Origin of the sequence: Paracoccus sp. JM45, assembly GCF_003590715.1 — a bacterium.
GTDB lineage: Bacteria > Pseudomonadota > Alphaproteobacteria > Rhodobacterales > Rhodobacteraceae > Paracoccus.
The window spans coordinates 1-12,467 of sequence record NZ_QQVY01000013.1; the positions used below are offsets into that span (position 1 = coordinate 1).

Sequence of the window (12,467 nt, forward strand, 5' to 3'; positions counted from 1 at the left end):
TTGAAAAATGGCAGAAGAATTACAACTGTCGCAGACCACATTCAGCATTGAGCAACCTCACCCCGATGGAATTTTTGCAGAGAAAGGCAATGGACAAGATGGCGGCCTAACGCCGAAGATTTAACCCCAAGGACTCCGCGCAAGGCTGGAGAAGACTTGGGGCTCAGGTCGGGCCGTCAACTTATTGACGTAGCAGAGCTAGGGCCTGTGGACAATCATACTTCCCATAGGTTTTGATTTCTGATTCAAATCTCCCAAACGGAGGTTGGGATGAACGAGCAGCGCTTTGTGGTGACGGATCGTGTGTGGCGGCGGCTTGAGCCGCATTTGCCGGGGAAAGCCAGCGACGCGGGGGCGACGGCAAATGATAACCGTCTGTTTCTGGAAGCGGTGTTCTGGCGCGTTCGCACCGGGTCTCCATGGCGCGATCTGCCGCCCGCCTTTGGCAATTGGAACAGCCAGTTCCGCCGCTTCCGCAGATGGGCGAAAGCAGGGGTTTTCGAGAGCCTTTTCATAACCATGAGTGGTGACCCCGACCTTGAATATGCCCTCATCGACGGCACCATCGTTCAGGTTCACCAGAAGGCAACCGGCGCAAAAGGGGGACTCAGGCTCAGGCCATCGGACGCTCGCGTGGCGGTCTGACGACTAAAATCGTCGCGCTTGTGGATGCGCTCGGCAATCTGATCCGTTTCCTATTATTGCCCGGGCAGGCACATGACACAAAAGGCGTCGCGCCTCTGATCCGTAACGTTCCCTTCGGGGCTCTTCTGGCAGACAAAGCGTTTGACGCGAACTGGCTTCTGGAAGAACTGGATGCACGTGGGGCACACGCCGTGATCCCACCGAAATCAAACCGAAAGCAACAGCGTAACTACGACGCAGACGCTTACAAGTGGCGCCATATGGTTGAAAACTACTTCGCAAAGATCAAGGAATTCCGAGGCATAGCAACACGCTATGACAAGACCGATTGCAGCTACACCGCCAATTGGAACCTCGCCGCAGCCTTGATTGCTTCAAGATGAATGTCCACGGGCCCTAGTTGTATGCTTCAAATATCTGCGACTTCCAATCAGTGTGAAGCGTTTTGCGATCAGGGAAGCTGGTGTTCGGCAAAGCTGATATCCTCGGCGGGAATATCCTGCATCAGTATTGAACGACGGTAGAGTGCTTCGTATCGGTCTAGCATCCTGTCTATGCTGAACAGTTCAGCAGCACGTGCGTGCACGGATAACCGGTCGATCTGCATTGCCTGCAACAATGCTTGGTCAAGGTCTTGTCCGTCTGCGGCAGCATAAGCCCCGCAGGGACCAATGACCTCGTGCACAGCGCCCCTGCGGATGGCAGCAACCGGGGTACCGCAAGCCATTGCTTCGATAGCGGCCAGACCAAATGGTTCCTCCCATTGCGGCGTAAATAGCAACGCAGATGCGCGGGAAAATTCGTCGGCAAGCTCATCGCTTACGATATGGCCACCAAAACGGATGTTATTGCTCAAAGCAGGGCGTACGGCAGACTCAAAGTAATCTGTATCTTCGACCACTCCGAAAATGTTCAATGGTACGCTGGCCTTTTGGGCCGCGCGTATAGCCAAGTGCGTACCTTTGTTCGGCGTTATCCGCCCTGCCCAAACGGCATTCCCATTACCCTCGTTCCGATACGTCCATGCGTTCAGATCGATACCGTTAGGTACGATATGGCAACTGTCAGGCGCACCTTCGGGCCAATAACCTGCCAGATGCGTGGATGAGCATCCGGTGATTTGGTGCCAAGGGGCGACGGCTTCGCGAACCGCGCGGCGCAAGACGTCGAATGGCGGGACATGCAACGATGTCACCATTGGTATTCGATCACGTCGCGCCATTCGGGGCGGATAGCGGTGTAAACCGTTGTTATGGACCACGTCAAAGTCCTGACTCGCAATCCATTCAAGGGCACCTTGATGAGATTGGTCCAGATAGTCGTTCAGCTTCGGGGTGCCGTGAAAGCGGTGCCACGGCATGTCGGCATCGTAATGGCGCGGCATCATCGCATGCAGGGGAACTTGCGGCGTGCTATCCCCCGCAGCAATCAGAGTTACGTCATGGCCTCTGCGTTTCAATCCGTGAACCAGATGCCAGCTATGCGCCTCCATCCCGCCCATAAAGGGGGGCGCGATCGGGTGACGGGGATGCGATAGAACCGCGATCTTCAGCGGGCGCATATCATTCCGCCGCTGGAAGCAAAAACGTTGACTGGTCACGTTCAACCTGCGCCGCGCGCTTGGCTGACAGTTCGGGGTCATTTTGCAGGGCGTCAATGACCCGACGCGTATTGGCGTAGGGCATATCCGACTGTTGCGCGCAAAGGTCAAAATCCGCCTGTACGGGCTGTCGGAGGACGGTCAGACCATCAGGATCATTGCGGATCAACCCCATCAGCTGGAACGCATATAACCAGTGCTCCATGGTCCGGTGTCCCCATTTTTCGGCAAATAAATCAGCATTGCGCATCACGGATTCCATATGGTGAACCGGAGGCATATAATGCGGGTGGTATTGGTGGAACACACGTCCCCCTTTAATCCACCAGATAGGAATATCGGCGTCCGACAGGTTGCGCCCGAAGTCCGTATCCTCACCGCCATAACCGGTGAAGCGTTCATCAAAGCGTGGGCAGGTTTCCCAATCGCTTCGATGCATGGCGAAGTTCAGCGACCAGAAGCAGCGGTAATCCGGACAAGGGGCAATTCCGGCAGCAGGTGGACCCTGACGATCCGAATGGCGCACAGAGACGCGATTGAAATGGTCAAAATCCAGCCCGTTTTGTGTGGCACCGTCGGGAAGGTACTGCACTTCGCCCATGAACAGGCCGTGACGGCCTTGCATACGGTCAAGATAGGTTGCCACGAAATCCGGTGCCGGAATGCAATCAACGTCGACGAACATCAGCACGTCACCGGTGGCAGCATCTGCAACGGTATTTCTTGCCGCCGCTAGACACAGATCGGCGCGCGACAGATTGATCTGACGGACAATGAAATCGGTTTCTGGCAAATCGGTATAGTCATCGGGCTGCATCACGCCGATGATCAGTTCGTCCACTGGATGGTTCTGTTGCTGGAAACCTTTGATGACGTTCTTCAGGTGGTTTTCACGTCCCGAAGCGATGGTAAGTGCAGAAATGCGCGTCATGAAAATACCTTGTCTTTTGTGGTTATCGGATCGGACCATAGCTTTGAGGAAAGATCCTCCAGCCATTGCGCCGTGCCAAGCGCAGGGTCGGTGTCTAGCAAAGCAGCCTGCGAATTCCTGTCGTGACGTTGGATCGCTTCGGCAATCGCCTGCTTCCATGCATGAGCGCTGGACGGCAAATGAGGCAGATGCAATGCTGCGCCCGCGATACCCAATGCTTGTGCCTTGAACAGCTGCTCATCGAAATAACGCCATTCGGGAACAGCGATCCAAGGAACACCAGCGGTCAAAACTTGGGCGCAGGTCGTATTGCCGGTCGAGGATACGACCAGATCAGCCGCTGCGATGTAAGTCGCCGGATCATCGACCCATCCCATGTTTTTCAGATTGCCGCCTTGCGTTGCATGCCATTCACCTTGCAGTTTGCCAATGGTCATCCACTGCCAGTCCGGAAACGCACGCGCCGCAACACCCAGAGGTGCGGACGAAAAACCGGTGCCCCCGCCCCCTGACACGACGATTGCCAATTTCCGGTCAGGCAGGCAGCCAAGCTTCTGGCGGGAAATATCGCGGTCTGGCAGGTTTGCCGATACGCCCAAGCCCGCAGCGAAATGGATCTTATCCAACCATCCACGCCATTCCGGTTGTGCCAGATGGCTTGAGAATGGCGCAAGCAAACCGACTGCCCCGTCATAGGCCGCTACATGTCCCGGATCACTGCGATCACCATGTTGCATGACCTTTACATGCGGGACGGAACATATGCGGGACAGCTGCGCAACCTCGGCACTGACATCACAGATCATCAGGGCGGGATTGGCCGTGCTGAACCAGTCTGCGATTACCGCCATCGCTTGCCGGATGCCCGGCCAACCAAGCGGGGCGCAGTGAAGGGTATCCGGTGTCCGCACGTGATCCATGTCACATTCCGCACCCTGCCGTTCAAAAAGCGATGGAATTTTGCGGATGTTCACGTGATCGGGCATGGCGGGGAAGATATCGTCACGCGCACAAAAAATGGTAACAGGTCGCGTAACCGGCAGCGCATTTACAATGGCTGCACAGCGTTCCGCATGGCCCCGTCCCTGATGATGCACGAAATAACCGAAAGGCTGCATTCCAGCGATATCACGCATGGTGAAGGTCCCCACCGATGACGCTGCCTGTCAGACCCAGTCTTTGCAGTCCGTCCAGCACCCCCGCAGCATGTGCAAAAGAACTGCGATAGATCGCGGGACCCGCGATATGCGCCAATTCGGAATACGCGTTCGATGGCAGAATCGACGCCCCGCCGACTGCAAGCATATCTGCGTCATTGCCACTGTCGCCTGCAGTGATGCAATCGTCCAACGTCAGGCCTATGCGCTTGGCTTCGAACGCCAAGGCTGCCGCTTTTCCGGCGTTTGCAGGAAGAATATCAATAAAGCGGCCGTGCGAAGCAATAACATGCGCGGAAAGTCCTGCTGTGTCTAACGCCGTACGCACAGATGACGCGTCATTTGCATCGCCCAGCAGGCTTAATTTCCAGCGGCGCTGTTCATAATGTTGTTGCCAGTGAAGCTTTAAACCCGCCAGACAGGCAGCAACATCTGACCTGATCCAATGCTGATCCAGATATGCAGCGTAATCCGGGCACAGATAGAGGTTCCCGCAGGCGCCATGCCGCCAAATCTCGCTTCCGACCGAGGTGATGAACACCTCAGGCTGCGGCAAAGACCAAAGATTCAAGACACGCCGCGCCTCGGTCACCGAACGACCTGTCGCGATGGCAAACATCAGATTGGTCGGCTTCTGCTGTCCATGCCAGTATCCGAACCGACGCGCGGCATCGTTACATCCTGTCAACGTACCGTCGATATCGCTGGCAAACAGCCGATCGACACCCTTAGGTGCCGTCGTTCGTGGCGTTTGCAAACGTTCGTAAACCAGCAGTGCCGCATCCGCCCACGTGTTCCAGCTGAACGAGGCTTTGGCGCGATGCTGCGCTTTCTTTGCCAGCCACGTTTTTCGCGGATGGTTCAGCATAGCAAGACAACCCTGTGCGATATCTTCCGGATCGCTTGGGTCGACCAGCTTACCCGCATCAAGCTCGGCCAGAATGTCGATCGGGCCACCGTTGCGCGTTGCGACAACCGGCACACCGGCCTGCGCTGCCTCTACAATGGTCAGACCGAACGGTTCATGCAACGCCGGATTCACAAAGGCCCCGCCTTCTGCTGCCAAGGCATAAAGCGACCGCAATTGCGCCCCGTCATGTCGTGCAGGCAAAGCAACTTTGCCCCAAAGATTGTGGCGGTCAATACAATCGAACAATCTCCGGATAACCAAGGATTGCTCTGCGGGGCCGGTTTCGGTTCCGTGGCGCAATCCGGCAAGAATGACCAGATTGCACTGCTGTTGCAGGTCCTTTGACCCCGCATAAGCCTCGACCAGCGCGATCAGGTTTTTCTTACGGACCGGGCGGGCGACAGCCAGCAAAACCGGCTTTCCGGGATCGCGCAAGAAGGGTGCAATCAATTTTTTCGCGGCCACTGTCCCGTTATCATTTGCCAAGGTCACGCCCGGATTTATCCGGTAGCTGCGTCCTTCACTGTCAGGACAATACGGGCGTAGCTGTGACTCAGCCTCATCGCGCGATGACACAATAATCGCGCCCGCCTTTGTCACGGCCTGACGTTCCGTGGCGATGCGCGATTGCAGGTCAGGGCGCGTGGCAGCGTCCGCTCCTTTTTGCAACGCCAGCGAATGGGGGGTATATACCCATGGAATACCAAACATTTTCTCGGCAGCATGGGCTAGTCGGGCAGCATCTGCAAAATGCGCGTGAATGACATCGGGCTGGTGGTCCATATCTGCAAGCAGCTGACAAAATGCGGCTTCCAGTGCGGGAATTTCCGCTTCTAGTGCTTCTTTGCTAAGATAGCCGGTGTTCTTTGTGAACAGACGGTGGATCGTGCACGACGGGGCGACCTGTTCAACTGCCTGATTGTGGACCGGATCCAGGCCGTCTTGTAAAAAGCCGCGTGTGACGATCTGGACAGATTGCACGGCGGGTTGGCAAGCCTGTGCCATGGCCGCCCCCAGCACATAGGCAATGTGGCCGCCGGTATCTTCGGTAATGCCATATTCGACCGGCGGCGCCTTCAAGCAACCACCCAAAGCGATGTGAAGAATCCGCATCCGCTGCCCCTCCGCTAAATATCAATGTGTTCAGGGACGGGCCAGTTCTGCCCGATATGTCGCTTAACCCCACAGCGGGCATCGGGTTCACGGTCAAGCAGTCTGATAAAAGTTAACCGTGAATTCCGGCCAAAGGACGGGACTATTTGCGATCTGCTGCGTTTAGGGCCGGAATCTGATAGGTAACGCAATGTCCCATCGCTATGTGTTTGTCGGCGGCCTGCACCGGTCCGGAACTTCGTTGCTGACCCGTTTGATCGGCAACCACCCGCAGGTGGCCAGCATTACGGACGCTCCGGTTCCTGAAAATGAAGGTTGTTATCTTCAGGGTGCCATTCCCCATACTGCCCGCCATGGCAGACCGATGCATTTTGCGACTGATCCGTCGCAGCATCTGCGGGAAGGTTGCCGTTTCGACAATCTGGACACCCGCCTGCGGATCGAGGCGGATTGGTGCCCGTGGTTCCAGCCGGACCGCCCGTGGCGTGTCGAAAAATCGCCGGTAAACCTTACACGCATGCGCCTTTACCAGCAGCTGTTCCCCCTGTCGCAGTTCATCATCGTTGTCCGCCATCCACAAGCCGTGGCGGCTGCGGTGGCCAAATGGTTGCCCGATCCCCCTGCCCGCTTGATCGATCACTGGATCAGGGCACATAAGCAGTTGCAAGAAGACCTGACCTATCTACATGCGGCAATGGTGGTCCGATACGAGGATCTTGTGACCGATCCCGACCGTGTCATGTCAGGAGTTTTTGCATTCCTGTCCCTGCCCCCGCAGGCAGTGGAAATGCAAATCCGCAACGGCAATGGTGATTACCCCGATACGGCGCCCATGCAGGAATTGCAGCGCAAGGCTGTTTTGGAATGGGAGTATGGCGATGGCATGGGGGTCCGGACAATTGCGCCTTATGTTACCCACCCGCTGCGTGCTGTGGCCGACAATGTCAGGCAGTGCCTGATACCAGCAAGCAACCCGATTTGACCCCTTTACCGACCGTTAGCCGCGAAGATGACCATCCGGGTTAATGCATCGCAGCTTGCGGTCTTCTGAAATCGCCTCAAGCGGGGGGCGTGCGGCGCTGCATTCCGCAAGGACATTCGGACAGCGTGATGCAAAGGGGCATCCCGAGGGGGGCGACATCGGGCTTGGCAGATCACCCGTCAGCAGGATGCGGTCGCGTCGACCCCTTTGCCTGATATCGGGGCTGGGAATGGCGCTTAGCAACGCGCGGGTATAGGGATGGCGCGGGGTTGCGAAAACCTGCGATGCGGGACCTTCCTCAACAATAATGCCCAGATACATGACGCAGATGCGGTCGGCGATGTGGCGGACAACGCTCAGATCATGAGAGATGAACAGATAGCTTAGCCCCAATTCGCGCTGCAGACGCAAAAGCAGGTTCAGGATCTGGCTCTGGATCGAGACATCAAGCGCCGACACAGGTTCGTCGCAGATGACCAGACGGGGTGACAGTGCCAAAGCACGCGCAATCACAACACGCTGTCTTTGTCCCCCCGAAAGCGCCGTTGGCCGCCTGTTGCGCTGATCGGGGTTCAGGCCGACAAGCGCCATCAGTTCGTCCACGCGCGGATCAATGCGGGCTTTGGACCATCCGTTGACAACCAGTGGTTCGGCAATGGAACGGGCGATCGACATGCGTGGGTTCAACGCGGCGACAGGGTCTTGAAAAATGACCTGCATATCCTGCCACAACGCGCGTCGTTCGGATTTATCCATCCGGCCAAGGTCGCGGCCCTCGAACAGGATCTTGCCTTCGGTGATGGGTGCCATCCCCAGTGCAGCATTGCCGGTTGTGGATTTTCCGCAGCCTGATTCACCGACGACAGCAACTGTCTGCCCCTGCTGGATGGTCAGGCTGATACCATCGACTGCGCGCGTCACGTGCTTGGGCTTTCCGAAACCGCCGGATTTGCCCGGCCAGTGCACTTTCAGGTCCTGAAATTCAAGCAAAGCGGTCATACGACTCTCCTGTCAGGGGGTGGAAACAGGCGGTGCGATGGTGGCCCGTTCCAAGCACGGGGCGGTTATTGCATTGTGCAGTTACGCGGTCACACCGCGTTTTGAAACGACAGCCCGTCGGCCAGTCCGAGGGGCTGGGCACATTGCCGGGAATGGCGAACAGTTCCTGCTTGGGCGGGTGGTCCAGCCGCGGGATCGTGCGCAGCAACATATCGGTATAGGGATGACGGGGCCTTAGAAAGATATCCTCAACCTCGCCCTGTTCGACGACGCGCCCGCCATACATCACGCAGACACGGTCCGCCATTTCGGCGACAATGCCCATATCATGGGTAATCATCAACACCGCCGTTCCATCCTGCGTGGCAAGATCGCGGATCAGATCCAGAATTTGCGCCTGAATGGTCACATCCAAAGCCGTCGTCGGTTCATCCGCAATCAACAGACGGGGCTTCGAAATCAGTGCGGCGGCGATCATCACCCGCTGGCACATACCGCCCGACAATTCGGCTGGCAGTTGATGCGCGCGGCGTTCGGGGTCGGGAATGCCGACACGGCGCAACATATCGACCGCCATTTTCGCCGCTTGTGCGGGCGTAGCCGTGCCATGGACGATCAGGCTTTCGGCCACCTGCGCACCGATCGGCATCAAAGGGTCCAGCGAAGATACCGGTTCCTGAAAAATCATCGCCAGTTCCTTTCCACGGATATCGGTCATATCGCGACCAGAGGCACCGTGGAAGGCCGTGCCATCGAAACTGATGCTGCCCCCCGTCACCTTCAGGGAATCCGCCAGAAGGCCGATAACAGACAGGGCGGTCAATGATTTGCCCGATCCGCTTTCGCCCACCAGCGCGACAACCTCGCCCGCGCGGACGTCCAGCGTGACACCATCGACCAGTTGCAGATCACCGGCCGAGACTGCCAGATCCTCGACTTGCAGCAGGCTCATGATGCGGCCACTGCGGCGGCCCACGGGCTGACCGGATGGACCGCCCCTGCGGCAGGACCACCATTGCTGCCCGCTTGCACCAGCGAAGGGATCGAAAATTGCACGGGATAGACCGTATCATCGGTCATCTGCACGGGATGATCCTCGCTGATGGCAGTGGCCACATCGGATGCCGCACGACGGTCGACAAGAATGGTTGCCGTGCTGGCGTCGATACGGGGCCGGTGCAGCGCCGCTTCGGGACTGTCGCCCTGATCGATCAGATAAGACAGGATTTGCAGGATTGCGGGAAAAATCTGGCGACCGCCCGCAGCCCCAAGCGCGATTTCCGGCTGGCCGTTCCGCGTGGCAATGACCGGCGACATATTCGCCAAGGGCTTGACCCCTGCCTTGATCGAATTGGGCTGACCTGCACGCGGGTCAAACCACATCATGCCGTTGTTCATCACGATACCGGTCTGGGGCATGACGACCTTCGACCCGAAGCGCGACAGCAGGGTATTCGTCAACGACACCATATTGCCCTTGCCATCAATGACCGACAGATGGCTGGTGCAATCCTCGCCCGCTGCGGCATGGCCAAGACGTTTCAATCGATGTTCATAGGATGCACGGCAGGCTGTCGCGAAGACCGCGGATTGCTGTGCGGCGCCAAGGTTCGACATATCCTGCTGTTCCAAGTGGTCCAGTGCCCGCAGCAGGCTTGGACCACCGGACAGGCCCGGGATCACATGGATATCGCGGTCGCGATAGGCTTGCACCTGCGGTGTCTTCCATTCTGCACGATAGTCGCGCAGATCTTCAGCAGAAAGAACAGACCCCTGCGCTGCAAGATCCTGAAGCAGCAGACGCGCAGTTTCACCTTCGTAAAAATCCTGCGGACCCTGTTCGGCCAGCCGCCGCAACGTTGCAGCCTTATGTGGCATGGGCAGCAATTTGGCCGCAGGCGTGTCGGGATGCGGACGCCGCACGGCAGGGTCCAGAAACAAGGCGGCCGCTGCCGGATTCTGTATCAGATTGGTGCGGTCAACGGCAAAGGCCAGATCGGCGAACCAGTCGACTGTCATTCCCCGTTCGGCAATTTCCAGTGCGGGGGCGATCACATCGCCCCATGACATGGTTCCGAACCGTTCCAGCCCTGCGGCCAGACCTGCCACCGCACCCGGTGTGCAGATCGACGTCCCGCCCGAGATATTCCGGTTGTCCTTAACCGCAGGCCAGTCAAACCAGTCGCCATCCGATCCACCCACCAAAGGATAATCGGACGGGTTGATTGCTTTCGGCGACATCAGGTTGAAATCCAGCGCATCGACCGCGCCGCCCGCCCCTGCGTGCAATAAAAAGCCGCCGCCGCCGATGCCGGACAACCACGGCTCGACCACTGACAGGACCAGCGCCGTGGTCACGGCTGCATCCATGGCATTGCCGCCCTGCGACAGGATTTTTGCGCCCGCCTGCGCGGCTTCGCGGTGCTGGGCTGCGACAATGCCGCCGGTGCTGTTGACCTGAGGTTTGCTGATCGACCATGTCTGCGCAGTCGTGATTGGTTTGGTCATTGGGAAAACCCCTTGGTGGTATCGTCGGGAATGCGGGGCAGCGAATGGTCGGGCTGATCCGTCAAGGTTTGATGATGGCGGGCAATATCCCCGCATGTGGCACACCAGATCGCATCGTCTTCGACCAACGGACGCCATAACGCTTCCAGTATATCGACACGGGCGGGACGGCCACTGATCCAGTCGTGGACGGTCATCATAAACAGGCCGCCATGGCGTAGCGTGGATTGCGCCTCGCTTTGCCATTGCGCGCCGATATCCAGATGGGAACGGGGCGGTTTATCGCCCGCGCCCAGAAACTTGAAATAGATCGCGTCATCGATATCCCAGCGAACCGGAATCTCGGTGATGCCATTAAGCGTATAGGGGACATCCTCGCCCATCAGCGACGAATCCCAAAGTTCCAAACGCCGCAGTTCTGCCAGCATATGCGGCGTCATTTCCCATGCAGGTGACCGGAAACCCTTTGGACGCTGCCCGACCTGCCGGACGAAAAGGTCGATCGAGCGTTCTAATGCCTCGGTGAATTGCTGGTCCGTTATGTCCCTGACCAATTCGTGACAATCTCCATGCAATGCGATCTCATGTCCGCGTTCCACCAGACCGGGCAAAAGATCGGGATTGTCCCGCGCGACGACAGCGGGCACGAAGAAGCTGCCCTTCAGTTGCAACCGCGCCATCATATCGGTCATTCGGGCCAGCCCCCGCCGCATCCCGTAAGCCCGATGTTCGGGCGTTGCGATCGTGTCAGGACGTCCGTCGCGCGTGGCCCACAGATAGGGGGCCATAGCATCGACATCGACGCTGAAACAGGCCGCAGCGCGCTTTCCATCAGGCCAGGGATAGGTGGCGGAGTTCCAGATCATAGGGGCGATTTCTTTTCCTGATAGACATCCAGACTGCCTGCCGAATTTCCGCCATCGACCGAAAGCGTCGCGCCGGTGACATTTCGTGCTGCATCGGATGCCAGATACAACGCGGCATTGCCGACATCCTGAGGTGTTGTTTCGACGCCTAATGGAATGGCCGCCATGACCCGATCTACATGTTCTTTCGGCAAGGCCGACACGGCGCTGCCTGCCGCAAATCCCGGTTCCAGCGCGTTGACGCGGATGCCGAATTCAGCCAGCTCTAGCGCGAAGCCTTTGGTCAGACGATCCAGCGCGGTTTTTGACATGCAATATGTCACCATGGTCCGCCGCATTTTCCGTGCCGCCCCCGAGGAGATGTTAATGACATTCCCCTTGTTGCCCGCCTCGATCATTTGAAGGGCAAAACCGCGTGTCAGAACGAATGGCGCCCGAAGGTTGACCGACATGATCCGGTCCCAATCGGCAACCTGCATGTCCAGCATGAAGGACGAAGGGTATAGCCCTGCGTTATTGATCACCACATCAGGCGCGCCCCATTTTTCCGCCACTGCAGCCAGCAGATGGTCCAGACCGGCATCGCTGGTCAGATCGGCCGCCACGGCAAATCCGGGCAGGTCATCCGTGGTCATATCCGTGCGGCAAACCTCGGCGCCGCATGCTTCGAACTGGTCGGCCAGTGCTTTGCCCATGATGCCGGATGCTCCGGTTACGACGACGCGCTTGCCCTTGAAGGCGGTTCCAAAGTCCATT

General features: G+C 57.9%; 11 protein-coding genes and 1 pseudogene. 3 read left to right on the forward strand and 9 right to left on the reverse strand.

The annotated features are described in order from the left end of the window. Both DWB67_RS18645 and DWB67_RS13955 read left to right on the forward strand, forming a co-directional pair. Positions 1–110, forward strand: a 110-nt coding sequence (locus DWB67_RS18645; RefSeq protein ID WP_147385937.1) for an integrase core domain-containing protein, incomplete at its 5' end; no start/stop codon positions are given. 160 nt (positions 111–270) lie between these two features. After that, a pseudogene (locus DWB67_RS13955) lies at positions 271–1,028 on the forward strand (IS5 family transposase). Positions 1,029–1,096: 68 nt separating this feature from the next. Here DWB67_RS13955 and DWB67_RS13960 read toward each other — a convergent pair. From DWB67_RS13960 to DWB67_RS13975, 4 genes are read right to left on the reverse strand one after another with little or no spacing between them, the layout of a single operon-like run. After that, the gene (locus tag DWB67_RS13960) at positions 1,097–2,206 is read right to left on the reverse strand and encodes a glycosyltransferase family 4 protein (protein ID WP_220475140.1); all 1,110 of its coding nucleotides are present in this window, start codon (positions 2,204–2,206) and stop codon (positions 1,097–1,099) included. Position 2,207: 1 nt separating this feature from the next. Next, positions 2,208–3,176, reverse strand: coding sequence for a glycosyltransferase family 2 protein (locus DWB67_RS13965; RefSeq protein ID WP_119808164.1), 969 nt, complete (start codon positions 3,174–3,176; stop codon positions 2,208–2,210). Next, positions 3,173–4,312 (reverse strand): glycosyltransferase, encoded by a 1,140-nt coding sequence (locus DWB67_RS13970; protein WP_119808165.1) that lies wholly within the window; start codon positions 4,310–4,312, stop codon positions 3,173–3,175. Before DWB67_RS13970 ends, DWB67_RS13965 begins: the two co-directional genes overlap by 4 nt. Beyond that, positions 4,305–6,356: an HAD-IIB family hydrolase gene (locus tag DWB67_RS13975; protein ID WP_119808166.1), complete on the reverse strand. Its 2,052-nt coding sequence runs from the start codon at positions 6,354–6,356 to the stop codon at positions 4,305–4,307. The genes DWB67_RS13970 and DWB67_RS13975 overlap by 8 nt, the downstream gene beginning before the upstream one ends. Positions 6,357–6,546: 190 nt before the next feature. On the opposite strand from DWB67_RS13975, the gene DWB67_RS13980 reads away from it, so the two are divergent. Further along, entirely contained in the window at positions 6,547–7,338 is a 792-nt protein-coding gene (locus DWB67_RS13980) for a sulfotransferase (RefSeq protein WP_119808167.1), read from the forward strand. Positions 7,339–7,353: 15 nt separating this feature from the next. Here the strand turns inward: DWB67_RS13980 and DWB67_RS13985 are convergent, their stop codons facing one another. The 5 genes from DWB67_RS13985 to DWB67_RS14005 are packed head-to-tail and all read right to left on the reverse strand — an operon-like array spanning position 7,354 to position 12,466. Then, a complete protein-coding gene (locus tag DWB67_RS13985) occupies positions 7,354–8,337 on the reverse strand; it encodes an ABC transporter ATP-binding protein (protein ID WP_119808168.1) in 984 nt (327 codons plus the stop codon). Beyond that, the gene (locus DWB67_RS13990) at positions 8,321–9,289 is read right to left on the reverse strand and encodes an ABC transporter ATP-binding protein (RefSeq protein ID WP_119808220.1); all 969 of its coding nucleotides are present in this window, start codon (positions 9,287–9,289) and stop codon (positions 8,321–8,323) included. Before DWB67_RS13990 ends, DWB67_RS13985 begins: the two co-directional genes overlap by 17 nt. After that, positions 9,286–10,845: a gamma-glutamyltransferase family protein gene (locus tag DWB67_RS13995; RefSeq protein WP_119808169.1), complete on the reverse strand. Its 1,560-nt coding sequence runs from the start codon at positions 10,843–10,845 to the stop codon at positions 9,286–9,288. Before DWB67_RS13995 ends, DWB67_RS13990 begins: the two co-directional genes overlap by 4 nt. Then, positions 10,842–11,711 carry a polysaccharide deacetylase family protein gene (locus tag DWB67_RS14000; RefSeq protein WP_119808170.1) on the reverse strand — a complete coding sequence of 290 codons (870 nt, stop codon included), beginning with the start codon at positions 11,709–11,711 and terminating at the stop codon, positions 10,842–10,844. The genes DWB67_RS13995 and DWB67_RS14000 overlap by 4 nt, the downstream gene beginning before the upstream one ends. Next, the gene (locus tag DWB67_RS14005) at positions 11,708–12,466 is read right to left on the reverse strand and encodes an SDR family NAD(P)-dependent oxidoreductase (protein WP_119808171.1); all 759 of its coding nucleotides are present in this window, start codon (positions 12,464–12,466) and stop codon (positions 11,708–11,710) included. The genes DWB67_RS14000 and DWB67_RS14005 overlap by 4 nt, the downstream gene beginning before the upstream one ends. Position 12,467 lies beyond the last annotated feature (1 nt).